General features: G+C 30.9%; 22 protein-coding genes. 11 read left to right on the top strand and 11 right to left on the bottom strand.

Annotated elements, in window-relative coordinates:
* Positions 1 to 146: 146 nt before the first annotated feature.
* Complete coding sequence (locus KO500_RS12540; protein WP_215956894.1) at positions 147 to 374, top strand: hypothetical protein; 228 nt, start codon at positions 147 to 149, stop codon at positions 372 to 374.
* A gap of 127 nt (positions 375 to 501) precedes the next feature.
* Here KO500_RS12540 and KO500_RS12535 read toward each other — a convergent pair whose 3' ends face one another.
* From KO500_RS12535 to KO500_RS12495, 9 genes are all read right to left on the bottom strand, one after another.
* On the bottom strand, positions 502 to 1,131 hold the full coding sequence (locus KO500_RS12535) for a flavin reductase family protein (protein WP_215956893.1): 630 nt from the start codon (positions 1,129 to 1,131) through the stop codon (positions 502 to 504).
* A gap of 42 nt (positions 1,132 to 1,173) precedes the next feature.
* Positions 1,174 to 1,464 (bottom strand): TIGR03643 family protein, encoded by a 291-nt coding sequence (locus KO500_RS12530; RefSeq protein WP_215956892.1) that lies wholly within the window; start codon positions 1,462 to 1,464, stop codon positions 1,174 to 1,176.
* Positions 1,465 to 1,476: 12 nt separating this feature from the next.
* Positions 1,477 to 1,638: a Lacal_2735 family protein gene (locus KO500_RS12525; protein WP_215956891.1), complete on the bottom strand. Its 162-nt coding sequence runs from the start codon at positions 1,636 to 1,638 to the stop codon at positions 1,477 to 1,479.
* Positions 1,639 to 1,739: 101 nt separating this feature from the next.
* Positions 1,740 to 2,366, bottom strand: a complete 627-nt coding sequence (locus KO500_RS12520) for a Pycsar system effector family protein (protein WP_215956890.1) — start codon at positions 2,364 to 2,366, stop codon at positions 1,740 to 1,742.
* 43 nt (positions 2,367 to 2,409) lie between these two features.
* Positions 2,410 to 3,351, bottom strand: a complete 942-nt coding sequence (locus KO500_RS12515; protein ID WP_215956889.1) for an L-histidine N(alpha)-methyltransferase — start codon at positions 3,349 to 3,351, stop codon at positions 2,410 to 2,412.
* 55 nt (positions 3,352 to 3,406) lie between these two features.
* Positions 3,407 to 4,564 (bottom strand): ergothioneine biosynthesis protein EgtB, encoded by a 1,158-nt coding sequence (egtB, locus tag KO500_RS12510; protein WP_303488718.1) that lies wholly within the window; start codon positions 4,562 to 4,564, stop codon positions 3,407 to 3,409.
* A 53-nt stretch (positions 4,565 to 4,617) separates the two neighbouring features.
* Positions 4,618 to 5,007, bottom strand: coding sequence for a DoxX family protein (locus KO500_RS12505; RefSeq protein WP_252732498.1), 390 nt, complete (start codon positions 5,005 to 5,007; stop codon positions 4,618 to 4,620).
* A 116-nt stretch (positions 5,008 to 5,123) separates the two neighbouring features.
* The gene (locus tag KO500_RS12500; RefSeq protein WP_215956888.1) at positions 5,124 to 5,870 is read right to left on the bottom strand and encodes a hypothetical protein; all 747 of its coding nucleotides are present in this window, start codon (positions 5,868 to 5,870) and stop codon (positions 5,124 to 5,126) included.
* Between the two features lie 4 nt (positions 5,871 to 5,874).
* Positions 5,875 to 7,488, bottom strand: a complete 1,614-nt coding sequence (locus tag KO500_RS12495) for a glutamate synthase-related protein (RefSeq protein WP_215956887.1) — start codon at positions 7,486 to 7,488, stop codon at positions 5,875 to 5,877.
* Positions 7,489 to 8,007: 519 nt separating this feature from the next.
* Between KO500_RS12495 and KO500_RS12490 the strand changes: the two genes are divergently transcribed.
* The 3 genes from KO500_RS12490 (at position 8,008) to KO500_RS17360 (ending at position 13,116) form a co-directional block, all read left to right on the top strand.
* Positions 8,008 to 8,466, top strand: coding sequence for an RNA methyltransferase (locus KO500_RS12490; protein WP_215956886.1), 459 nt, complete (start codon positions 8,008 to 8,010; stop codon positions 8,464 to 8,466).
* Between the two features lie 312 nt (positions 8,467 to 8,778).
* The gene (locus KO500_RS12485; RefSeq protein WP_252732497.1) at positions 8,779 to 11,277 is read left to right on the top strand and encodes a TonB-dependent receptor; all 2,499 of its coding nucleotides are present in this window, start codon (positions 8,779 to 8,781) and stop codon (positions 11,275 to 11,277) included.
* 66 nt (positions 11,278 to 11,343) lie between these two features.
* A complete protein-coding gene (locus tag KO500_RS17360; RefSeq protein WP_252732496.1) occupies positions 11,344 to 13,116 on the top strand; it encodes a glycerophosphodiester phosphodiesterase family protein in 1,773 nt (590 codons plus the stop codon).
* 51 nt (positions 13,117 to 13,167) lie between these two features.
* On the opposite strand, the gene KO500_RS12475 is transcribed toward KO500_RS17360, so the two are convergent.
* Entirely contained in the window at positions 13,168 to 14,061 is an 894-nt protein-coding gene (locus KO500_RS12475; protein ID WP_215956885.1) for an AraC family transcriptional regulator, read from the bottom strand.
* A 131-nt stretch (positions 14,062 to 14,192) separates the two neighbouring features.
* On the opposite strand from KO500_RS12475, the gene KO500_RS12470 reads away from it, so the two are divergent.
* From KO500_RS12470 to KO500_RS12450, 5 genes are all read left to right on the top strand, one after another.
* The gene (locus tag KO500_RS12470) at positions 14,193 to 15,635 is read left to right on the top strand and encodes an MATE family efflux transporter (protein ID WP_215956884.1); all 1,443 of its coding nucleotides are present in this window, start codon (positions 14,193 to 14,195) and stop codon (positions 15,633 to 15,635) included.
* A gap of 109 nt (positions 15,636 to 15,744) precedes the next feature.
* Positions 15,745 to 16,941, top strand: coding sequence for a DUF1566 domain-containing protein (locus KO500_RS12465; protein WP_215956883.1), 1,197 nt, complete (start codon positions 15,745 to 15,747; stop codon positions 16,939 to 16,941).
* Positions 16,942 to 17,084: 143 nt separating this feature from the next.
* A complete protein-coding gene (locus tag KO500_RS12460; protein ID WP_215956882.1) occupies positions 17,085 to 18,275 on the top strand; it encodes an efflux RND transporter periplasmic adaptor subunit in 1,191 nt (396 codons plus the stop codon).
* Between the two features lie 12 nt (positions 18,276 to 18,287).
* Positions 18,288 to 21,455, top strand: a complete 3,168-nt coding sequence (locus KO500_RS12455) for an efflux RND transporter permease subunit (RefSeq protein WP_215956881.1) — start codon at positions 18,288 to 18,290, stop codon at positions 21,453 to 21,455.
* A gap of 14 nt (positions 21,456 to 21,469) precedes the next feature.
* Positions 21,470 to 22,882: an efflux transporter outer membrane subunit gene (locus tag KO500_RS12450; protein ID WP_215956880.1), complete on the top strand. Its 1,413-nt coding sequence runs from the start codon at positions 21,470 to 21,472 to the stop codon at positions 22,880 to 22,882.
* Between the two features lie 78 nt (positions 22,883 to 22,960).
* Here KO500_RS12450 and KO500_RS12445 read toward each other — a convergent pair whose 3' ends face one another.
* A complete protein-coding gene (locus KO500_RS12445; protein WP_215956879.1) occupies positions 22,961 to 23,338 on the bottom strand; it encodes a hypothetical protein in 378 nt (125 codons plus the stop codon).
* A 298-nt stretch (positions 23,339 to 23,636) separates the two neighbouring features.
* Between KO500_RS12445 and KO500_RS12440 the strand changes: the two genes are divergently transcribed.
* A complete protein-coding gene (locus tag KO500_RS12440) occupies positions 23,637 to 24,158 on the top strand; it encodes an SLATT domain-containing protein (protein ID WP_215956878.1) in 522 nt (173 codons plus the stop codon).
* Between the two features lies 1 nt (position 24,159).
* The gene (locus KO500_RS12435) at positions 24,160 to 24,966 is read left to right on the top strand and encodes an SMODS domain-containing nucleotidyltransferase (RefSeq protein ID WP_215956877.1); all 807 of its coding nucleotides are present in this window, start codon (positions 24,160 to 24,162) and stop codon (positions 24,964 to 24,966) included.
* Positions 24,967 to 25,137: the final 171 nt, after the last annotated feature.

The raw sequence follows: 25,137 nt of genomic DNA, 5'->3' as shown, positions 1-25,137 counted from the left end.
ACACAACCAAAAATTTATAGTTTTTATGAGCATTATAATTTACGATATACAACTTTTTTACTAAAAATTAGTATTAATTTGAAATGATACTTGCTTAATATCTTACGTTTAACTATATTTATTTTACTTTGAACAAAAATTAAAGAATGGATTTAATAAAAGAAGCAGAAGCTTTTGAAAATGAGAAAATGAGTCACATGTCTACTAGTGATAGAGTAGTAGCTTCAAGAGAAGCAAAAAGACTTATTTTAGCGATTAATGAGGTGTATAAAGAAACAAAAGATGCATCATTAATGGACGTAATGAAACGCCTAACTGCGAAGAAAAAAAGAATTGATATTAGATTAAAAGGTAGGCCAGAATCTGGCATATAATTAATGATTAATATTCAAATATAATTCTTCTCAAAAAGGTCGTTTTAATTGTATAATTTATAAAAAAACGAACTATTTAAAGTTGTATTTCACAACTTGTTTTACTAAAAATTACAGAATTTAATATTTAAAAATCAGGTATCTCATTTACTCTTACATAGGGTAATTGAGATACCTTTTTTAATGTATAATAACTGTTTAATCCTGAAATACCAATACTACCAGTAGCTTCTAAATCAACATCATTTGTGTTTTTTGTAGCGTTATCAGGCAGTATTATTTGTTTTATTTCACCTATTACTAAGACAGTTCCATTATGTTTTATTGGGGTTGCTTCTACGAATTGCATTCCTAATTTAAAATTACTTTCTTTTACAAAAGGCGCTTTACAACCAATTATATATTCTTCAGTTAATTTACAGCAGTTAAATTCTGAAATACTTCTATCTAATTTAGCAGAAGTATAATGTGCATTCTCAATAAATTCTTGGTGAATATGATTGATAGTGTAAAAACTAGTTTCTTTTATATTATCTAAAGTATGACCAACTTCAGTAGTTTTTGGTCTAGCTATGAAACCTAAAAGAGCAGGATCGCTACCTAAGTGAACTACAGAACTAAAAATAGCTAAATTTGTTTGCTTTTTATTATTTATAGTACCTATTAAATTGGCGGGTTTTATACCTGTAACAGCATTAATAATTTTCAACCTTGTTACACGATCTAGTTTTGCAATATCATCAGAAGTATAGTGCATTTTATAATTTTAAATTTAATTGTATTTTTAATTTGGAAATTGTTACCTTTTGCTAATTTTATTACCAGAAATTGCTTTTTGTCGCGAACATTTAAAACGAGAAATTTCAGGGTTTCGTTTTTTTAAATGTTTTTGACTAACACCACTATTTACACGTTTACGCCAGCGTTTAAAACTCGATTCTTTTAAATTGCTACGCATAAGTTTAATAACTTCTTTTTCAGGTAATTTAAACTGAAATAATATCGCTTCAAAAGGTGTACGATCTTCCCAAGCCATTTCTATAATACGATCAAGTTCTCGTTCTGTGAAATTTGAGGTTGCTACATTCATAAATAAGAATTTTTATAATTTTTCAAGCTGTTTCATAATTTCATCAGCTTCTGAAATTTTTTGATCACTCATTTTTCTGTTAATTGTTGAAAGCTTATGTGCTTCTTTTAACAGCTTTTCGTATTGTGATCTTAATTTTTCTTCTTTAGAAGAATTTTTAAATAATCCGAACATAGCTTTTTTAAATATATTTTTTATCTTTTAACATTAAGTGTTAAAGTATAAAAATACAAAATGTTTAACTATTTTTAGAAAATGTTAAACATAAAATTAATTTAAAACAAATCCCAAAATAGGGTATGACATAAAATAAAGGCTAATACAGATAGAACAATACCTATTAAAAATATATTAAATGACTTTCTTAATAACCTAAATTTTTTATTGATGGTTATTCCTAAATGGTAAGTATCTTTTGCAATGGTCTTGTAAAGTTCATCACCTTTATCCATCAATTCGGTAAGTTCATAAACATATTCATTTTCACTCATATCATGAAAGTTACCATAAAACATTAAGTTTTGAGTAGCTTTATCTCCGTGAATGAGTTCTGGCCTAGTTGCAATTACCGCAAAGGTTATTGATATTAAATTTGTTATTAATAACATTACTATCGGGAAAATCAAATGAGGGTCAGTTGCTAATTGGCTCATTACAGTACCCAGTATTAAAGATATGATTAGCGCATTAATTGATATTAAAATATTTGATTTAGTATCAACCATTGAATTTAATGTATATTGATTTTTTGAAAGTAACCTAAATAAAGTTTCAACCCCACGTTCCGATCTAGGCTCTATTTTTAATAGTTTTTTCTTTAAAATTTTTAATTCATTTTTATCAATATTTAATTCAGTCAATAAATAATTATCAATCTCTTTTTGTTTTTTTTTATCACTCATAGCTAGGTTATTATATGGGTTGGTTTTATAAATATAAGTGCTGTTATTTAACTAAAAGTGTATCTGTAAAATAATTTTTATTATCTAAAAAATGATTAACAACTTTGAAATCGCATTTAGTTGAAAGCTCATTAATTTCATCAAGACTATATTTTTTTGATAATTCAGTCCAAATAAGTTCATTAGTTTTAAATTCTATTACAGTATCTAGTTTTTTTAAGTGTACTTTTTGGTCTTTTAAACTAATTATATAGCTTTTAACATTACCTGATATTGGATTGTAATAGCAGTAAAAATCAAAATCTTCAATATTAAAATCACCATCAAATTCATTATTTATACGGTTTAATAAGTTTAAATTAAATCGTTTTGTAATACCATGCTGATCAAAATAGGCATCATGTATTTTTTTAGGGTTCTTTTTAATATCAACGCCTAATAACAGACCATCACCAACTTTCATGCTTTTATTGAACAATTGTAATAAATTGCTAGCTTCTTGTTCACTGTAATTACCAATATTACTACCTAAGAATAATAGTAAGCTTGGTATTTTGGTTTTTACATTTTCTTTTGATAGAATTTCAAAATAATCGCCAACTTGTGGGTGAATAGATAATTTAGGAAGCTTCTCTTGCAAACTGTGAGTTAATGAATCCATTGCACCTTGTGAAATATCAATAGGCACGTAATAAAAATCTATATTATTATTTACTAAATACTCAAGTAATTTGAAAGTTTTGAGGCCGTCACCTGCACCAAGTTCAACAATATTAAAAGGTTGATTAAAACCAATTGCATCAATAATTTGTTTGGCTTGTAGTGATAAAATTTCAAATTCACTATCTGTTAAGTAATATTCGGGCATTTCCATTATTTCTTGAAAAATCCGGCTTCCCGTATCATCGTAGAAATATTTAGAAGAAAGCTGTTTATTTTTTGATGTTAATCCTTCAACTACATCATTAGCAAATTCAATATTCATTATAGTGTTTTAAATTGTAATCTGTCTTTATATAAGACTTAAAATAATACGATTTTTATTTTTTAACCAGGCGTAAGCCAGAGAACATCCATTGTAAACTGGTATGGAAAAAATTTCGATAGGTATTTCTACTGTGGTCTTGTGGTGTAGCAATCGATGCGCCACGCAATACTTGTAAATTAACCATAAATTTACCGTTGTATTCTCCTAAAGCTCCATCTGCTTTTGTAAAATTAGGGTAGGGTTGGTAGGCGCTTGCTGTCCACTCCCAAAGGTTTCCCCATTTAAAATGGTCAGAAGCAACTTCCCATTCAAATTCGGTAGGCAAACGCATTCCTTTCCATTCTGCAAAAGCAAAAGCTTCATAATAACTAATGTGCATAGCGGGTAGGTTAAGATTCACTACTTCTAAACCATTAAAATTATAATACTTCCAAACACCATCAGTAAAATGCCAATACAAAGGGGCCTTTATATTGTTGTCTTGTATATAACTCCATCCTTCGGCATGCCATAAATTAAAATTTGAATAGCCACCGTCATTAATAAACTCAATATATTCTTTGTTGGTAATTAGTTTGTTTGAAATTTCAAAGGGCTGTAGGTACACTTTGTGAACACCTAATTCATTATCAAAACAAAAGCTTTCTTTTTTATGACCTATTTCATAAATACCTTCTGCTATACTAATGTATTTTTTTTCTTGTTTTTCTTCAGATAAAATAAAATTGCCATCATATTTAGGAAATGTGGGCTGATTACCTAAAATGTATTTTATGTCATAGACTAATAATTCTTGATGTTGTTGTTCATGATTGATACCAATTTCAACCATAGTAGTAATTTCATTAGTTGCATTTTCTTTAAAAAGTGCAATAATACTATCAGTTACATAAGTACGATATTCATATACTTCTTTTACAGTTGGGCGTGTCATTAATCCTCGATTAGGACGTAACACACGTTCACCAGCATTATTGTAGTAACTATTAAAAAGGTATGCGAAATCTTCACTAAAAACTTGATAATCGTCCTTGAACTCTGAAAGTACAAACTGTTCAAAAAACCAAGTGGAATGAGCTAAGTGCCATTTTGGTGGTGATACATCTGCTATAGGCTGTACAGAATAATCTTCAATCTCTAAAGGTTTGCAAACGGCTTCTGTTTGCTTGCGGATTTCTATAAATTTCTTTAAAATTTCTTTCGACAAAATGACAAAAAATTAAATTAAACACTTGTATTCAGTACTTTAAATAAGATAATATACTAATTTTTAGATGATAGTAGTTTTAGCTTGTATATAGAAAGTATTGAGAGTAGTAATGCGATAACAACCAACATTATTTCTGGTTTGGGCCTTGCGAAAAACTCCATAATTAAACCACCAATCATAGTTGATAATAATAAAAAGTAAGCTAGCTTACCTATATTATTTGTTTTCTTTAATATATAAATAATAAGTAATGCAGCAACCGTAAATTCTACAACTCCAGTAAATATTCTAAATGTATCAGCATCTAAAGGAACCAAAGATTTAAACTGCTCAAAACCTTTCAAACTTTTTTCAGCGCCAATTAATTTAGGCACAGCAAAAAATACCATAAGTATTGCAGCAATTAAATTACTGATATTGTGTAACGTTTTTGTCTTTTTCAAAGTAAATTTTATTGAGATATAGTATTACTACTATTTTAAATTAATTATTTTATAAGATTAGTTAGTTTCAATTGACACCATTAGCCGGATAAGAAAATATTTTAACCTTAAAAGTTTTATTTGAAAGCTGTATAGCTTTTAATAGCTTCATTAAAAAAAGTTACAGCTTCATTCTTTTTTACTTTTTTAGCAGGCAATACACCACCTAAAAAATCTTGTAAGCTCCAGTATCCTTTAGTAAGTGCTTTAAATTTTGAGGGATTTATTTGCCCATTTTCATCATAACCACTATTATAAAAATAGTGCATATCACAAACCGTGTCTGGAATGGCTAAGCCTAAACCTATTGTAATATTACTGTTAGGAACAGCAGTATAAATTCCTGTATCAAAATGATGTGGCCAAACACGAACAGTGGCTTCTAAATTATTTTCTTTAGTTATTTTCTTTAAGCTTTTTTGAGCTAATGTTCTCAAATGCATTAAATAAGCCAACTCTTTAGCATCAGTCAGTTTAAAGGTATAGTCGTCTGTAATTTCATAAGGCAGTTCATAATGAAATTGATATACATAGGGTTTGTTTAAAAAAGTCATTGAAGTTTCTTTTAACCAAACCAATATTTTTGCATGTGTAGCGCCATTTAAACTAAAAGTGATTGATCCACTTTTAGATATCCATTCCAGACTAAAACTATTATAGTCTAATAATAGTTGATCTTTATTTTCTGATAAATAATGAGTTTCTAAGCACCCTTTTTTATCATAAAAACCTAGATTAGTATGGCTGTCATCTTCTTTTTTGTCTAAAAAACTAATTCCTGCAGCTGCTAAATATTGTGCAGCTAAATGCATTTGTTCTTTCATTTTTTTATAGTTTAATTCCGGCATAATTAATACCTGTTAAAAAGTGTATATCGCGATCATAAGTTGATAAATCATCACTATTAAATTTTGAAATATCATCGTAACCACAAGCACGTGCAACCACTTTTATCAAATCGTTTGTAGCACTAAAATAGTTGTGTAATTGTTTTGCTGATGAATCTATAATTAACCTGCTTCTTAATGATTCTTTTTGTGTTGCAATACCAACTGGGCAGTTATTACTGCCACAAGCACGCATACCCAAACAACCAATAGCTTGTAAAGCTGCGTTTGAGACGGCAACTGCATCGGCACCAAGCATTAATGCTTTAGAAAAATCTTCAGCAACCCTTAAACCGCCTGTAATTACTAATGATACATGTGTGGCACCAACACTATTCAAATAATTACGTGCTCTTGCTAAAGCGGGTATTGTAGGCACATTTATATGATCTCTCAAAATAGTGGGTGCGGCACCTGTACCACCACCACGACCATCAAGAATTATATAATCGACGCCTACATCAAGTGCAAATTGAATATCTTTTTCTATATGACTGGCCGCTATTTTAAACCCAATAGGGATGCCACCTGTTTTTTCTCTAACCTTTGTTGCAAAAGATTTAAAATCTTCAACACCGTTAAAATCAGGAAATGTTGCTGGTGAAATAGCTGTTTCTCCTTCTTTCAACCCTCTAACTTCAGCAATTTCTTTACTTACTTTACTACCGGGTAAATGGCCTCCTGTACCTGTTTTAGCACCTTGACCTCCTTTAAAATGAAAAGCTTGTACATTTTCTAATTTATCCCATGAAAAGCCAAATTTAGCTGAAGCTAATTCGTAAAAATATTTTGAATTATTTGTTTGTTCTTCGGGCAACATTCCACCTTCACCAGAGCAAATACCTGTTCCGGATAATTGGGCTCCTTTTGATAAAGCTATTTTTGCTTCTCTTGATAAGGCACCAAAACTCATATCACTTACAAAAAGCGGCATATCTAATACCAACGGTTTTTTTGCATTTTTACCAATCACTACTTTTGTAGCAACAGCATCTTCATCTAATAAAGGTCTTGAAGCCAACTGCGCCGGTAGAAATTGAATGTCATTCCATTTAGGTAAGGTGTTTCTATCAACACCCATAGATGCTGAAAAGCCATGATGGCCAATATTTTTTAATCCATTTTGGGCAAGTTCTTTTATATAACCTGTATATGGTTCTGTTTCTTCAGAGTGTGTATCTGCATAAGCACCTAAATATTGATCTCTATTAAAAGGTTGTGGGTAATTGGTTAAATAGGCCTCTATTTCAAAAGCATCGACCATTAAATCATCACCCTCTATTTTTGTAGAAAACTTATACAATACTTCCTTGTTGTTATATTCAGACACGCCAGAATCTACTCTGTAATCCCACCCATGAACACCACAGATTAAATTATCACCATCAACATGACCGTCAGACATTAATGCACCTCTATGTAGACATCTACCATAAAGTACAGAAATGTCATTATCAAATTTTACGATGACTAAATCAAGGTCATTTACTAAGGCATGTTTTGGTTCTTTATTTTTTAAGGTACTAACTTTGGCTATCGAAATTGGTTTTTTCATTGATCAAATTTTAGTTTTAGCAATTACTACACTATGATTGTTGTACCACACTCAAATGTAAGTTTTTAATTACAAATTAAGGTGTTTAAATTTTTGATAGAATATGTTATACAACTTTATAGAGTTTATTAACATATGTTAATTATCTGTCGGAATAAATTTGATTTGCTTTCATGAAAAATATAATTAATAATTTGGCTCCTGTATGTCTTGTTTAAAAAAGCAATTAAACTTGTATTGTATTTAATACAATCTATGCTTACAATATCGAAAAAAGATTTAGAGAAGTATTGATTAAGTAGAAGCCTCAAACATTTTAAAAAAAATGGCTGTTATTTATTCTAGTTTTTGTAATTAAGCTCTTTTACTCTTGCATAAAATAATAGATAAGAGAACATATTTAATAGGTTGTACAAGTGTTTATTAACAGAATGACAGGTTAATGCTGTTTAACGGATACTACATAAAAACAAAAAACCTTTTTTTGCTGTGCTTTCAAAACTTTAATATTTTAGCCAAATGAATAACAACTTTGTAAACGAGTATTTTGGTATTGGTATTCAGAATGGTAAAACGCCAGAGAATTTAGGGGTTTTATGGCGTTCAGCACAAAACTTGGGCGCAAGTTTTATTTTTACAATTGGCAATAGATATGCAAAACAAGCTTGTGATACCCACAATGCTGTTAAATCAATGCCTTATTATCATTACGATACTTTTGAAGATTTTTTTAACAACCAACCTAAAGGTACACGTATTGTTGGGGTAGAGCTTGATGATAATGCTCAAGATTTAGAGGTGTTTCACCACCCAAGGCGTTGTGTTTATCTTTTAGGTGCTGAAGATCATGGCTTGACAAAAGAAGCTATTGAAAAATCTCATTTTTTAGTAAAATTTAAATCACAATTAAGCTTAAATGTGTCAGTTGCTGGTAGTATAATTATGTACGACCGTCAATTGAACAAACCTAGGAGTTAGTATTACTTTCCATTTTATTATATAGAGTTACTAAAATTATACTTTTAGTACTTTTAACTATACATGTAATTTTATAAGTGTTTACCATTAAAGTATCTGGTTATTAGTGTACTACATTTTTTTGAACTTTAATTTACTTCTTTTCTAAAATAACTTAAAAAAATTGAGACTAACAATTTGTTAAATTATTGTAAAATACAGCCAAAACTGTTTAAAAATTAACACTTCAATAATTTTGAATTAACTACAAAAGTATGGTTGCGGCAATACTTTTGATGAAAAAATTAATCAATATTAATTCAAAAAAAGAAAATGAATTTCAAATTTTTAGTTACAATTTTTACCTGTTTGTCTTTGTTTATGGCAAAAGGGCAAGATACAGAAGTTTTAAAAGGTACGATTTCAGCAAAAGATGGTAGCCCAATTATGGGGGCTAATATTTCAATTAATGCAATAAGCAAAGGAACAACATCAAACTATGATGGTCTTTATGAAATTGCTTTAGAAAAAGGAAAAACATTTGCTATAGAAGTTTCTTATTTGGGATACAATTCAATTCAAAAAAACATAACAATTGTGTCAGGTATTAACACACATAATTTTGTATTAGAAGAATTATCATATCAATTAGAAGGACTTATTGTAACCTCTCAAAAAAGAGAGCAGGTAAATAAAGATGTACCTATAGCAATCACTTCTTATGGAACTGAGTTTATAGACAATCAAGGTACTTATGAGTATGATGCATTATCAGAATATATTCCTGGTTTTCAAGTTCAAATACAAAGTGTAAACAACCCAGGTGTTGTGATTAGAGGTATTACTAGTGATAGTGGAGATTCTAGAGTAGAACCAAGAGTATCTATTTTTCAAGATGGTGTCTCTATAAGTAAGTCTAGAGGTTCGGTAGTTGAACTTTTTGATATAGAGCGTGTTGAAGTTTTAAAAGGACCACAAGGAACATTATTTGGTCGTGGGGCGCAAATTGGTGCAATGCACATTATTCAAAACAAAGCAAAGAATGAAAATTCAGGAGCTATGAAACTTGGTTACGGTAATTTCAATCAGTTATTGGCAACAGGTCATGCAAATACAATTTTAGCAAAAGACAAATTGTTTCTACGTGTAGCTGGTATTTACAACGGTAGAGATGGGTATATTGAAAATCTTTCTGGTGGTGATTTAAATGGTAAAGAAACGTTAGCATTTAGAGTGGCTCTTAAATATATAATTAATGATAAAACTTCATTAGATATAATTGGTAACTGGCAACACGATACACCTCCGGGAACATCTTTTAAAAGTGGTACGTATGCGCCAGCTGGTGGAGATTTAAGTCCGAATACTTTTGCCGATTTAGAACGCGGTGAAGAATTAGGTGTAGATAGGCATGTGTATGGTGTAACGGGTATTTTAAAACATAATATAAGTGATGTTTGGGATTTTACTTCGATTACAGCGTATAGAGGTTTCGATTCTGATGAAGCTTTTGACGCAGATGGTACTGCTGCTCCAGCTTTGTTTTTTAGAGAAATTTCAGAAGGACAACAGTTTAGTCAAGAAATTAGATTCAATTTTGATACTAACGAAAAGTTCAGAGGTTTTTTTGGTGCTAACTTTTTCTTTGAAGATGGTTCCCAAGAGGTGCCTTGGGAAACTAATGAGCAGAGTTATGCGATGTTAATTTTAAGTCCGTCTACTTTCGTAATTGATGGAACACCTGTTTTATTACCAAATATACCTGATAATGAAGCTTTCGGAGATTTAGCAGGAGCTCCTTTAGATGATTATAATTATGAAGCTTCTAAAAATTATGGTAGAAATTTTTCTGGTGATATTTTTGCTGATGCATCTTACGATTTTTCTGATAAATTATCGCTTACCTTGGGTTTAAGAGCTACTTGGGAAAATAGTAATGCAGCCTATGAAGTTGAAAATTCTGAAGACCCCTCTCTTTTAGGTTTTGTTACTGGTAATTATCCTAATATTTTATTCACCCCTACAAACGGAAAAATTGAAGCTAGCGAGAATTTTTTATCTGCAGTAGGTCGTTTTGCAATAAATTATGAAGTAAATGATAATATAACATTATTTGGTACAACAGCTAGAGGTAGAAGACCTAATGTAATTAATATTACAGCAACTGAAACTACTGTTTTGTCTGATGAAATTGTCTGGTCTTATGAAGTTGGAGCAAAGTCATTATTTTTAAATAATAGGTTACAGTTTGATGTGAATGCCTATGCTTATGATTATTCTAATTTTCAAACAAGTATTTCAACTTTTACTGATGGTGAATTTGATACAAGTACAAAAGATAGTGGTAATGCTAGCTCTTTAGGTTTTGAAGTTGCTACACAATATGCATTTACTAAATCAAGTACATTTTTTGCTAATTATGGTTTTATAGATGCTAGTTTTGATGATGAAGATTCTGATGGAAACCCTCAAGAATTAGCAGGCAATACATTTAGATTAACACCTAAACATTCATTCTCATTAGGTTTTAATATCAATCCGAAAGTAAATAAGAATGTAGATTTCTTTTTTAGACCTACGTATACATTTAAATCTAAAGTATTTTTTGAAGAAACTAATTTACCTGATATATCTCAAGATGATTATGGATTATTGAATTTTAGATTAGGTTTAGAATTTAATAAAAAACATGAACTTACATTTTTCATGAATAATGTTTTAGATGAAGAATATATTATTGATGCAGGTAATACAGGTGGTGCTTTTGGCATAGCAACCTACATTGGCGGTCCTCCAAGATTTTACGGAGTACAATTTAAAACCAGATTTTAAAACCATTATAAACCAATTTAAAACTACGTTAAATATCTTAACGTAGTTTTATAATTATTGATGATTATGAGAAGAATATATGTGTTATTATTGTTTTTAGTTGTACTTTTTCAAGTATCTAATGGACAAATATTAATAAAACAAACTACTGTTTTAAATATCGAAGAAGTTATTAAAACATCAGAAAAACAAATTGAAAACTTAAAGTCTAATAATGAAGCAAGAATCATTTGGGCCAAGGATTATAAAGATAAACAATCACCTGTTGCCTTTGTGTATCTCCATGGTTTTGGGGCTAGCAATAGAGAAGGAGAGCCAATTATGTCAATGCTTTCTGAAAAATATAATGCTAATGTATATTTATCTCGTTTAAAAGAACACGGACTTAATAGAGTTGATAATTACAAAAACTTAACACCTGAAAATTATATTGCTTCTGCTAAAGAGGCCTTAGAAATTGGAAAATTACTTGGTGAAAAAATTATAATCGTTAGTACTTCTACAGGTGGAACATTAAGTTTAAAATTAGCTTCTGAAGATGCTTCAATTGCTGGCTTAGTAATGTATTCTCCTTTTATAGGTCTTAAAAATCCTGCTTTAAAAGCTATCGTAACGCCTGAGGGTAAAGCAGGTTTTTTAAAAATGAATGGTGGTGCAATTGTAAAACAAGATAGGCCCGATGAAGAAAGCAAATATTGGTCTACTTCATACCATATTGATGGTTATGAAGCTTTAATTAAAATGCTTTTAAGTACAGCAACTGAGGAAACTTTTGCTAAAGTAAAAGTGCCTGCTTTTGTTGGGTATTACTATAAAAATGAAGAAGAGCAAGATCAAGTAGTATCTGTGTCGGCATTATTAGAAATGTACGAACAATTGTCAACTCCTAAAGATCAAAAAATGAAAGTTGCTTTTCCTGAAGCAGGTAATCATGTAATTGCATGTGATTTGCGCTCAAATGATTGGAAAGGTGTTTACAGCCAAACTATAAATTTTATTAACACCATTATTTTAAACAAACAAGACAATTTTAATTTTGAATTACAAGGCCATAGAGGTGCTCGTGGTTTAGAACCTGAAAATACTATGTTGGCTTTTAAAAAGGCATTAGATTTAGATGTAAATACTTTAGAGCTTGATGTAGTAATTAGTAAAGATAACAAGGTGGTTGTGTCTCATGAACCTTGGTTAAACTACGAAGTAACTTTAGATGCAAAGGGGAATCCAATTACAGAAGAAGAAGCATTAGCTTTTAATATGTATGCGAATAAATACAAAACCATTAAAAAGTATGATGTAGGTTCCCTCGGTAATCCTAAATTTATTGAACAGCGAAAAGCGAAAGCTTACAAACCATTATTATCTGAAGTAATTACCTATGCTGAAACTGTAAACCCTAATATTTTATATAATATTGAGATTAAAAGCACACCAACGGATGAAGCTAAAGGTTATCAACCTAGTGTTCCTGAATTTTCAGATTTATTAATTTCAGAAATAAAAAGAGCAAATTTACCTTTAGATAGAGTAGTGGTGCAGAGTTTTGATCCAAGAGTTTTAGAGTACATACATAAAACATATCCTGAATATACATTATCTTTTTTAACCTATAAAGATGATTTTAATACGAATATGAAACAATTGACTTTTGTTCCTGAAATATACAGTCCGTATTATATTTTGTTAAACACTCAAGAAGTGGAAATTATACACAATAAAAATTTAAAAGTCATTCCTTGGACCGTTAACACTGAAAATGAAATGATTGATTTATTACATATGGGCGTTGATGGTATTATTACAGATTACCCTAATATCGCATTGCCATTGAGAAAATAACTTTTAAATAAAGTCCATTAGAACTTATTTATCTAATGGACTTTATTATTGCTAATTATTACTATTCCTAAACTGTGTAGCAGTTATGCCCATATTGCGTTTAAAAAACTGATTAAAATTAGCTACTTCATTAAAATCTAAGGCATAAGCAATTTCAGCAACGGATTTATTCATTTGGTACAAAAGTGTTTTAGCATACAACATTTTATAATCAATAATAATTTTTTGAGCACTTTTACCTGTAGCTTCTTTAACGCATTCTGTTAAGTAAACAGGGCTAATATTCATTTGTGAAGCATACTCATTTACGGTTAAGAATTTATGATCGTTAGCTAATATGGTTTGCTCAAATTTCGACATAATTACTTCAAACCTATTCATTGTAATAATCCCCTTATTAGCCTCAGTACTTCTCTTTACTTTATATAATAGAATAAGCAATAGTGATCGTACAATTTCAAGGTTGTGTGCTTTATCACATCTTGATTCTTTATACAGTTCTTCTGATAAATATAAAATCTCTTTAAAATCATTCTCCGATAATTGATAATGGGGCATGGTATGAATTTTAAAAAAAGGGAACTCATTTTGTAAACCATACGTTTGGTTAAGGTTGACGAAAATAGAGGCGTGAAAGTATATGATGTAACCTTTATCATCATTTGGTGGAATTTCACTATAATCAATCACTTGAAAAGGAGAAATGATTGCTAAACTATTTTTACCTTTTTGAAGGGTTTGATTCCCTATTTTAATATTTTTTGTGGTCTTCTGTAAAACACCTATTTCAAAAAAATCTCTTTTATGAGGACCAGAAAATTTTTTATCCGGTTCAATAAATTTTTGATCCTTATGCATTCTTCTGATATAGAAGTTGTTATCGTAGTCATTAGCAACTTCATGCGAATTGGCAAAGTAGTTATTTATGTCGTTAAACACTTTCATAATCAGATTTTTAAGGAATTTAGGTTTAAAGATAACAAAAACCTAAATTGTAATCTATTTTACTCAAATTGTAATTTATAGTAAAGTTTTTAAGCACTATACCTTTGTATCAGAAAATGAACAAACGGTATATGAACTATTTAACATCAAAATTGCGAAAGTTATTTGTTTTCTCTGACAAGGAGAGAGAAGTAACTAATGCGCAAAATGTTAAGAAAACTCAGAAATATTCTCTCAAAGAAGATCGTATTTTAAGGTTACTTTTCATTTTTGTAGGTCCAGCAGTTTTAGGGATGTTAATTAATGCACTATATAATTTTGTAGATCGAATATTTGTTGGTCATTTTGTTGGTGTTGATGGTTTATCAGCAGTTACTATGGTTTTTCCTGTAACTCTTTTTCAGTTTGGTTTTGTTTTACTTTTTGGCAGTGGTTCAGGAATATTAATTGCAAAATATTTAGGAGAGTCGAAACCAGAAAAAGCTGAAAATGTATTAGGTAACGCTATAGCCGGTTTATGTATTATCATGATAATATTTACAAGTGCAGGTTTGTTGTTTCACAAGCAGTTGTTACAATTATTTGGTGCTAATGGAGAATTATTAAACTTATCTTCTGCATATTTATTTGTTCTTATTTTAGGTTTTCCACTTAGTTTTTTTCGCGCATTAGAGTTTACGTGTAGGGCAGAAGGTAACCCTAAATTGCCTGCTAAGCTTGTGGTACTTTCGTGTATTATTAATGTTTGTTTAGATTATGTATTTATGAAAATATTTAATCTAGGTATACGTGGTGCAGCATTGGCTACGATTATTGCACAGGCTACTAATGTGTTGTTTTTAATGCGTTACTATGTAAGCGGAAAAAGCTTAGTAAAACTAGTCTGGAATAAGATTAAAATCAACAAAAAAATATTGCTTCCGATTGTATTGGTAGGCTTAGCTCCATTTTTAATGGATTTAGCCATCAGTTTTCAAAATGTATTTGCGAATCATTTATTGTTACAATCGGGAGGTACTGATGGTGTTGCTGCAATGGGAATAATTTACGGAATCAACATATTTTTTATGATGATTGCTTTAGGTACTGGAGATGCAATGCAACCTATAATTAGTTTTAACTACGGTGCAAAATTATTTAGCAGATCACAAAAAACATTAGTGCTTGCTTTAAAAATAGTAGGTGTAGCAGCCATAGTAGGTGTTGTAGTCTTAGAACTATTCCCAGAACAAATTACAAATATTTTTATTGATGGTAACGACAATGGTAATGTAATAAACACAACAATAACCGCATTACAAATATTTGCAATATCAATACCATTTTATTCAGTACAAATTATAGTTACAAGATATTTTCAAGCTTTAGAGAAAAATAAACTAGCTACATTTTTAGCTTTACTTAGGCCAATTTTCTTATTTATACCTATAGTATATGTTTTAAATAGTTGGTACGGACTTACTGGAATTTGGATTGCTTTTGTGGTTAGCGATACTTTGTCGGCAATTATATCGGTACTGTTAGTAAAAAAATACGTACCAAATAAAAAGAAAACTCCAATATCAATGTCTTAAAAGTAATCTATGTGGCTGAAAATCATATAGATAGAATCAATAATTGATTGATTTGGTGTATATTAAGTAACAAGTTAAAATTAATTTTGACCAAAATAAATAGAATATCATGAATAGTAAAATACATAGAGTAGCGGGTTGTTTTGCAGTTATCCTTTTAGTTGCATGTAATTCATCAAAAAAGAAAGAAGAAATTATACCTGAAAATGAGGTTCAATTTGTATTAACAGATACTGGACAAGATAAATTTTATAATGATAAAGGGGAAGAAATAGCAGCTCCTAAAGAGGGTGAGAAATATTACGGACAAGATGCTCAATTTATTGGCATACATCCTGCATATACAGATAATAATGACGGAACAATAACAGATATTAATACGGGATTAATGTGGCAAAAAACACCAGATTTTGAACGTCATAACTTTTACGATGCTTTTAAATATGTAGATACGTTAGAAATTGGTGGTTATACTGATTGGAGATTGCCTACTATTAAAGAATTGTATTCTCTTTTATATTCAAACGGAGAATTAAACCCTCAAGATTTAGAAGCTTCAATTCCATATATTGATACTACTTATTTTGATTTTGAATACGATAAAAGAATGCCGTATGCAGGTCAATATTGGTCAAGTACCAAATATGTAAAAGGTCCAATTCAGAATATAAAAATAGAAGGTGCTTTTGGGTTTAATTTTGCTGACGGTCATATAAAATCTTACGAAACTGGATTGTATTTTGATGGTACTGAGGGTGTTCATGATCCTGGGAATAACATAAGAGCAGTACGTGGTAAGCAAAATGTATATGGTGTAAATGATTTTGTTGATAATAATAACGGAACTATTACAGATAGAGCTACAGGTTTAATGTGGCAAAAAACTGATGACGGTCATACATATAATTGGGTTGAAGCTTTAGCAGTTGCTGAAAAAAGTACCCTTGCAAATCATACAAACTGGAGGTTACCAAATACTAAAGAATTACAGAGTATTGTTGACTATGAGAAAAAAACAATTCCGGCTATTGATGAAAACTTTTTTGAAGTAACAAATAAAGATAGTTGGTTCTGGACGAGTACTACACAAGGTGATTTTAAATATACAGCTTGTTATATCGCTTTTGGTAAAGCGTATAGTAAAGATAATAGTGCTGCTAAAGAATATTTCGATTGGCATGGAGCAGGAGCACAACGTTCTGATCCTAAATCAGGAACAATAGAAGAGTATTTATTAGAATCAGTAAATGCTTCTGATTCAATTCGAATTAAAAACTATGTAAGATTAGTTAGAGACAGTCAATAAAACTAAAAAATGCTATCTATTAAATTCGATGGTTTTACGGTAAAATCTTTGTGTTTATATATTGAATTTGTGAATGAATACCTATATAAGAAATTTTACAATTGTATTTTTTAATTAGAAAAACAACAATAACAAACAAGTAAATGAAAACTAAAAAAATCAAACTTCAGGTATTATGTGTAGGCATATTGATAGGTTTATTATCAATATCATGTAATGGTAGTAAAGATGCCAATAAAACTGATGAAGCATCGGAATACGATGTGCTAACTGTATCACCAAAAACCATAGAATTATACAGAGAATTTCCTGTAACTATTGAAGGAATAGAGAATATTGAAATTTACCCAAAAATTGAAGGTTTTATAGAAAAAGTGCTGGTAGATGAAGGAGAATATGTTGAGAAAGGACGAGCACTTTTTTTATTAAATGCACCTGAATACGAACAAAATGTATTGAGTACTAAAGCTGCGATAAGTAGTGCAGTTGCTAATGTAAGTTCTGCAGAATTAGATGTTGAAAAAGCAAGACCGTTAGTAGAGCGAGAAATTGTAAGTAAGTTTGAGTTAACAGCAGCAGAAAATACTTTAACAGCTCAAAAGGCAGCTTTAGAACAAGCAAGAGCTGATTATGTTAATGCGCGAACTAATTACGGATACACTAAAATTACAGCACCAGTATCTGGTTATATTGGCACATTGCCTTATAAATTAGGTAGTTTGGTGAGTAGTACTACTGATGATCCTTTAACTACGGTTTCTAATATTAAAAAGGTATATGCTTATTTTTCTATCAACGAAAAAATACATTTGGAGTTTATGCGTGAAGGGCATGGAGCAACACCTAAAGAACAATTAGATAGCATGTCAGAAGTATCTTTAATATTACCTGATTATACGATGTTTAATCATAAAGGTAGAATACAAACTGTTAGTGGGCAGGTAGATGAAGATACAGGTTCATTTAATGTTCGTGCTATTTTTGATAATCCTGATAATTTACTTAGAACAGGAAATAGTGCTACCATTCGTATCCCTAGAACTGTGAAAGATGCTTTATTAGTACCACAATCTGCCACTTACGAAATTCAAGGTAGTGTGTTTATTTATGTAGTGGGTGATGATTCTAAAGTCAAAGCTAAGAAAATTGAAGTTACACCATCTACATCTGGTAAAGCGTATATAGTTACTGCCGGACTTGAAACTAATGATCAAGTTGTTATTGAAGGTATCAATACGTTATTAGACGGTAAAGAAATTAAACCAGTACAGGTTAAAGCTTCTGATATAGAAGATTTGAAAATAGATAGTGAAACCATTGCTAGTAGCAATTAATCAGATATAGATATGTTTAAGAAATTTATAAAAAAACCGGTACTTTCATCGGTGATATCTATAATTATTTTGATTTTAGGTGTTATCGGTATTACGACACTTCCAATGTCACAATATCCTGATATTGCACCTCCGACAGTACAAGTTTCTGCTTCTTATGATGGTGCAAATGCTGAGGCTGTTTTAAATAGTGTTATTGTGCCTCTTGAAGAAGAGATTAATGGTGTTGAGGGAATGACGTATATGACCTCTACAGCAACAAGTGGTTCTGCTAGTATTACTGTTTATTTTGAGTTGGGTACAGATCCTGATATTGCTGCGGTAAACGTTCAAAATAGTGTATCAACAGCTAATAGTTTATTGCCAGAAGAGGTGATAAATTCTGGTGTAACTACAGAAAAGCAACAGAGTAGTAACGTATTAATTGTTGGTCTGTATAGTGAGAGTGATGACTATGACGAGAAGTTTATTCAGAATTATGCTAATATCAATCTTATTCCAGTTCTTAAAAGGATTAATGGAGTAGGTAGTGCTGAAAGTTTTGGTACTAAAGATTATAGTATGCGTATTTGGCTAAAGGCTAATATTATGGCAAATTACGGGTTAATTCCTTCTGATATTGCAACAGCACTTGACGATCAAAATATTGAAGCCGCTCCAGGAGAATTAGGATTACATGGAGATCAAGCCTATCAATATACCTTAAAATACAAAGGTAAATTAGAAAACGTTACTGACTTTGAAGAAATCATCATTAAAACAACGGATGACGGTAATATTTTACGATTAAAAGATGTTGCCAGAATAGAACTTGGAGCACAATCTTATAGCACATCTACATTAATAAATGGACGACCTGGTGTAGGTATTGCTATTGCACAAACTTCAGGTTCAAATGCACAAGAAGTTGTTGAAAACTCATTAGCTACATTAAAAGAAGCTTCTGTTAATTTCCCAGAAGGTATTAAATATGTAGAGTTAATGAATGCAAATAATTTCTTAGATGCTTCTATTGAAAAAGTGATTCACACACTTTTTGAAGCTTTCTTTTTAGTTTTCTTGGTTGTATTTATATTTCTACAAGATTGGCGTTCTACATTAATACCGGCAATATCAGTTCCGGTGGCAATTGTTGGTACCTTCTTTTTCTTAAGTGTATTTGGGTTTACCATCAATTTATTAACCTTATTTGCATTAATGCTGGCCATTGGTATTGTGGTTGATGATGCCATTGTTGTGGTTGAAGCAGTTCATGCCAAGTTAGATAGTGGTTATAAATCTGCACGAAAGGCCAGTTTAGATGCCATGAGTGAAATTTCTGGAGCGATTATTTCTATTACTTTAGTAATGTCAGCCGTATTTATTCCAGTAACATTTATTAGTGGTTCATCAGGGGTTTTCTATCAGCAATTCGGTTTAACTTTAGCAATCGCTATTATTTTATCAGCCATTAATGCCTTAACGTTAAGTCCCGCATTGTGTGCTTTGCTACTAAAACCTCATGAAGAAGAACATACTAAGAAAAATTATTTACAGCGTTTTTATTTAGCCTTTAATGTTGCTTTTGAGAAAACTACACGAAAATATAAAAAATCAGTCTCCTTTTTAATCAAACGAAAACCAATTGCAATAGGTGTACTTTGTGTTTTTATTGGTGTATTTATCTATTTAATGAATACTACAGCAACAGGTTTCGTGCCTGATGAAGATCAAGGAACTATTATGACAGATATTAGTTTACCTGCAGCAACATCATTAGAAAAAACAGATGAAATAGTTAAACAAGTACAAGAAATTGTACAAGAGATTCCAGAAGTTAGAGCAGTGCTTAGGTCTACCGGTAGAGGTATGATTAGTGGTACAGGCTCAAACTACGGAATGGTAATTCTAAAATTAAATGATTGGAGTGAGCGTACTGGCGATGACCAAGATGTACAATCGATTATAAAAAGGTTGTTTGCCAAAACAGCACATATTAAAGATGCTCGAATTATCTTTTTTGCACCGCCAACCATTACTGGTTTTGGTATGAGTAACGGTTTTGAAGTTCAGTTACAAGATCAAAGTGGTGGTACTGTTGATGAATTGTATGAAGTGAGTCAAGACTTTATTAAAGGCTTGAGTGATCGACCAGAAATTCAATACGCATCTACAACATTTGACCCAACATTTCCGCAGTATGAGGTGGTAGTTGATGTAGCTAAAACAAAACTCGCGGGCTTAGATGTTGATGGTGTTTTAAGTGTAATGCAAGGATATTTTAGTGGTGTATATGCCTCGAGTTTTAATAAATTTGGGAAACAATACCGTGTAATATATCAAGCAGAAACTAATTTTAGAGAAAATACAGAAAGTTTAAATTCGATTAAAGTTCAGAATAGTGATGGTGTTATGGCACCAATTACTGAGTTTGTTACGCTAAAAAGAGTGTATGGTCCAGAAAGTATAACACGTTTTAACTTGTTTACTGCGGCTAAAATTAACGGAGCACCTAATGACGGTTATAGTTCGGGTGATGCTATTCAAGCAATTGAAGAAGTTGCTGCTGAAACTTTACCAACTGGTTACGGTTTTGATTATTCAGGTATGACGCGTGAAGAGATTTCCGCAGGTAGCCAAACAGTATATATATTTATGCTTTGTTTCATATTTGTGTACTTCTTATTATGTGGTCAGTATGAAAGTTATATTCTACCTATTGCAGTATTATTAGCAGTTCCGGCTGGTTTATCAGGAGTTTTAATATTTGCTAATCTCTTCGGGATAAGTAATAATATTTATATTCAAATTACTTTAGTAATGCTTATTGGCCTGCTCGCCAAAAATGCCATATTAATTGTGGAGTTTGCCATACAAAGAAGGCGAGAAGGAGAGTCCATTGTGCAATCGGGTATTGATGGTGCCATTGCGAGATTCAGACCTATTTTAATGACCTCTTTTGCCTTTATTTTTGGTTTATTGCCATTAATGATTGCAACTGGCGCAGGTGCTACGGGTAATCGAGCAATTGGTACTGGTGCTATTGGTGGTATGCTTGTAGGTACCATATTAGGAGTTTTAATTATTCCTGTATTGTATATTATATTCCAAACACTTCAAGAAAAACTTGTTGGTGTTCCTGATGATGATTGGGGAGATGAAGACGATCAAGTTGAAGATGAAAAATCACCAATGAACTAATGAAAAATACAGATATGAAATTAAAATCTATAAATTATATAGTTCCTGTTTTTGCTCTAATTCTATTGCTGAATTCGTGTGGTGTAATTAATAAAAAGTATGTAACACCTGATGCAAATTTTGCAAAAAATTACAGAGATACTTTAATACAAGATAGTACATCAATAGCGAGTTTGCCTTGGAATGAAATAATAACAGATAGCATTTTACAAAACCTTATTTATGAAGGATTGCAAAACAATCTAGATTTAAAGGTTGCTATAGAAAATATCAATCAGGCAAAAGCAAATTTAGTGGAAGCTAAGTTACAGTTTTTACCGAGTTTAGAAGGTACTGCACAAGTAACAAGATCAAAAACCTCAGAAGCTTCATTAAATTTTGGGAGCACCAGTGGTATTAATTTAAATACCACTACTTACTTAGGGCAATTAAGTAGTAGTTGGGAGCTTGATGTTTGGGGGAAATTAAGAAGCAACAAACGTTCAGTATTGGCTTCTTTTTTAGAAACCGAAGCAGCAACCAAAGCAGTGCAAACCCAATTAATATCTGATATTGCGGTTAGTTATTATGCTTTATTAACGCTCGATGCACAATTAAAAATTACTAAAGAAACGCTTGAAAATCGTATTGGTGATCAAGAAACTATGAAGTATTTAAAAGAGTCTGCAGTAGTTGATGGTGCGGCAGTGGTACAAAGTGAAGCTAGCCGTTATGAAATTGAAACATCAATACCAGATATTGAATTGGAGATTTTAGAAGAAGAGAATACCCTGTCTATTTTATTGGGTAGAGCACCAGGAAAAATTGAAAGAGCTACTTTAGAAGAACAAGAAACTTATTCCGATTTAAAAATAGGAATCCCTTCTTCGCTTTTAAATAACAGACCTGATATTAGAGAGGCTGAAATGGCTTTTAGAAGTGCTTTTGAAGATGTAAATATGTCTAAAACATATTTTTACCCTTCATTAACTATTACAGCAAGTGCTGGTTTATCATCTTTAAGTTTTGAAGACTTTTTCAACAACTCCATTTTCTATAATTTAATTGGAGGATTGACACAGCCAATTTTTGCTAACGGAGAAAACAAAGCACGATTAAAAATAGATCAGTCAGAACAGCAACAGGCATTTTACAATTATAAAACTGCATGGTTAACTGCTGGTAGTGAGATTTCTAACGCCTTATTTCTTTATGAAAAATCTAAAGAAAAGCAAGAGTCAAGAAAGAAACAACTTAGTGCTTTAGAGAAGTCTGTTGAGTTTACCGAAGCACTTTTAGAGTATAGTTCTACTACTAATTACACCGATGTTTTAACTACTAAAAACAGTCTGTTGTCAGCACAGTTAGATGGTGTTAGTGATAAAGAACAAGAACTACAAGCTGTAATTCAATTGTACCGCGCACTTGGTGGCGGATGGCAACAATAAATTAGAACTAAATAGTATAAAAACAAAAGCTCATTAGAAATTTCTAATGAGCTTTTTTATGCTTTGTAGTTTAATATTTTAAGCTTGAACAATATTCTTAAACGTTGGTGGATTTTCAGTAATACTACCAACACCTTTTTTATTTACTTTAAACATCACATCTTTTAGAGTGCTGAATAAAATTACCGAAAAGAAAGAAGTTTTTATATGCGATTTTACAATAATTCTAGCTTCGTCAATCGTTAATTCTTCTTCAATATCTTCTGTTTCACGTGATCTGTACGCGTATTTTAAAACCACTTTAAAACCATCTTTACCATAAATAGGTCTTAAAAATATATTCTTTAAATCAGGTTTTCCAATAGTTTTTGCCATAGTTAGCTTTGCAAAGCTTCCTTCGGCAATACTTTCTTCTACTTGCTTCCAAAAAGTAACAAAAACATCGTGATATAACATAGTGGCATTTTTACGTAATGAATTGCAAAAATATAGCTTTTCAAATGGACCTAAAAATAGAAGTAAATGTTATTCTGAAAAACATTGATTTTAAAAATAATTGTGTTTAATTAAGTATTTAAAAAATACTAGGTAAGAAATATCATATATATCATTTATATTTATAAATGTTTTGGTTTTTTATGATTGTAAAAAGTAAGTTTTTATATTAAAACTTCCGCATAGCCAACCAATTCAGTAGAATAAGCGGAAGAAAGTTCCGCATATATACAAGTTGTATGCCATTTGAACCGACAATATGAAAAACACAAAAGACAAAATAAAAAGAATAAAAGTCGATTCTCTTTATGGAAAGAAAAAGCATTTTAATGCAGCTGACCGAAAAGAAAAACAACATTATTGGATAGGAGTTCCATTGATAGTAATAAATGTTTTGACAGGCTCTGTTTTGTTTTTCGTTTTAACAGACGGTTTTAATAATTGGATAAAATATGTACCATTAGTTTTAGCTCTAATTGCTGCACTTTTAAGCGGGTTTCAAACATTTTTAAATCTTCAAAAGAAAGTTGAAGGACACAGAAGAGTTGGTAATAAATATTTAGCTATTATGAAAAGATGCGATAGACTTCAAGCATATATTGAAGATGATGCTATAAAAGACAAACATTTAATTGAAAGCATTGAAGAAATTGCAAACGACATAGAAAATATAAATAAAGAATCAGAATCATTCCCTACGAGTAAATCAGATTATGAACTTGCAAAAAAAGGAATTGAATCTGGTGAAGAATCGTACACTGAAAGCGAATTAGAATTATAATATGGCAAGTTCAATCGACACTTATTTGAGAAGTTTATCCTACTCTTTTTACTTAAAAAAAGATTCGGCAGAAATTACAAGAATTAACACTTCAAAAGACAATCTTTTGGCAAATCTTGACAAAGAGCTAGGTGTTTTAGTCAAAAGAAGATTTGTTTTTGGTTCCTACGACAGAGACACAATACTTCCTCGTTCTATTGACAGTAAATCCGACATTGATATTATGGTTGTTTTCAATCATACCCAATATGAAAGAACACCCGAAACTTATCGTGCTTGGTTAAAAAATTTTGGAGACAAATATTATAAAAATAGATATGGTTCAGAAGTAGTAAGGTCTTTTCCAACAGTCACGATAAGACTTGGAAATATTCATTATGACCTTGTTCCTGCAAAAGAAGAAACACAAATATGGAGTTCAACACTTTATATTCCTGGAGATTATGGCTGGCAAATTACTGACCCTAGCGATGTAAAAACTAAATTAACAGAGTCAAACACTCAATATAATCAAGTAGTACGACCGATAGTTAGACTAATGAAAGCTTGGAATTGTAATAATGGTTATCCTTTTGATTCTTACAAATTAGAACTCTTTATAACTGGGCTTAATTATTTCAATGACAATGTTCAAACTGGATTTTTTTATGCAGTTGGTCAATTATCAACAGAATGGAATGACCCTCAAACTAAAAAAGATAAAGTCACTAGTTTAAAATACAATATTGGAAAAGTAAAAGATTGTTTAAATAAATATGAAACTGACGAAGCTAAAAGATGGCTTCATAGAGTTTTACCATATGGATAATAAAAATAAAAAACGGCATACAACACCGTGTATAATTAATTGCTAGGTTCTTCCCTACTTGCGAATATTCCTGCGGAATATTCACAGGTTCGTGAAAGTTTGCTAACTTAGTTGCTGAACCACGCAACTAACCATACACAACAACGTTGTAAGCAATTTTGACCCGTCCTG

This window comes from Cellulophaga baltica (assembly GCF_018861125.1).
GTDB lineage: Bacteria > Bacteroidota > Bacteroidia > Flavobacteriales > Flavobacteriaceae > Cellulophaga > Cellulophaga baltica_A.
Note: the sequence above shows the minus strand (reverse complement) of the source record. Positions and strands in the feature narration are given on the sequence as shown.

What these genes read in the sequence shown, in the direction of transcription:
- KO500_RS12540 (WP_215956894.1), top strand. Translation starts at nt 147, where the DNA reads ATGGATTTAATAAAAGAAGCAGAAGCTTTTGAAAATGAGAAAATGAGT.
- KO500_RS12535 (WP_215956893.1), bottom strand. Translation starts at nt 1,131, where the DNA reads ATGCACTATACTTCTGATGATATTGCAAAACTAGATCGTGTAACAAGG.
- KO500_RS12530 (WP_215956892.1), bottom strand. Translation starts at nt 1,464, where the DNA reads ATGAATGTAGCAACCTCAAATTTCACAGAACGAGAACTTGATCGTATT.
- KO500_RS12525 (WP_215956891.1), bottom strand. Translation starts at nt 1,638, where the DNA reads ATGTTCGGATTATTTAAAAATTCTTCTAAAGAAGAAAAATTAAGATCA.
- KO500_RS12520 (WP_215956890.1), bottom strand. Translation starts at nt 2,366, where the DNA reads ATGAGTGATAAAAAAAAACAAAAAGAGATTGATAATTATTTATTGACT.
- KO500_RS12515 (WP_215956889.1), bottom strand. Translation starts at nt 3,351, where the DNA reads ATGAATATTGAATTTGCTAATGATGTAGTTGAAGGATTAACATCAAAA.
- KO500_RS12500 (WP_215956888.1), bottom strand. Translation starts at nt 5,870, where the DNA reads ATGAAAGAACAAATGCATTTAGCTGCACAATATTTAGCAGCTGCAGGA.
- KO500_RS12495 (WP_215956887.1), bottom strand. Translation starts at nt 7,488, where the DNA reads ATGAAAAAACCAATTTCGATAGCCAAAGTTAGTACCTTAAAAAATAAA.
- KO500_RS12490 (WP_215956886.1), top strand. Translation starts at nt 8,008, where the DNA reads ATGAATAACAACTTTGTAAACGAGTATTTTGGTATTGGTATTCAGAAT.
- KO500_RS12485 (WP_252732497.1), top strand. Translation starts at nt 8,779, where the DNA reads ATGAATTTCAAATTTTTAGTTACAATTTTTACCTGTTTGTCTTTGTTT.
- KO500_RS17360 (WP_252732496.1), top strand. Translation starts at nt 11,344, where the DNA reads ATGAGAAGAATATATGTGTTATTATTGTTTTTAGTTGTACTTTTTCAA.
- KO500_RS12475 (WP_215956885.1), bottom strand. Translation starts at nt 14,061, where the DNA reads ATGAAAGTGTTTAACGACATAAATAACTACTTTGCCAATTCGCATGAA.
- KO500_RS12470 (WP_215956884.1), top strand. Translation starts at nt 14,193, where the DNA reads ATGAACTATTTAACATCAAAATTGCGAAAGTTATTTGTTTTCTCTGAC.
- KO500_RS12465 (WP_215956883.1), top strand. Translation starts at nt 15,745, where the DNA reads ATGAATAGTAAAATACATAGAGTAGCGGGTTGTTTTGCAGTTATCCTT.
- KO500_RS12460 (WP_215956882.1), top strand. Translation starts at nt 17,085, where the DNA reads ATGAAAACTAAAAAAATCAAACTTCAGGTATTATGTGTAGGCATATTG.
- KO500_RS12455 (WP_215956881.1), top strand. Translation starts at nt 18,288, where the DNA reads ATGTTTAAGAAATTTATAAAAAAACCGGTACTTTCATCGGTGATATCT.
- KO500_RS12450 (WP_215956880.1), top strand. Translation starts at nt 21,470, where the DNA reads ATGAAATTAAAATCTATAAATTATATAGTTCCTGTTTTTGCTCTAATT.
- KO500_RS12445 (WP_215956879.1), bottom strand. Translation starts at nt 23,338, where the DNA reads ATGTTATATCACGATGTTTTTGTTACTTTTTGGAAGCAAGTAGAAGAA.
- KO500_RS12440 (WP_215956878.1), top strand. Translation starts at nt 23,637, where the DNA reads ATGAAAAACACAAAAGACAAAATAAAAAGAATAAAAGTCGATTCTCTT.
- KO500_RS12435 (WP_215956877.1), top strand. Translation starts at nt 24,160, where the DNA reads ATGGCAAGTTCAATCGACACTTATTTGAGAAGTTTATCCTACTCTTTT.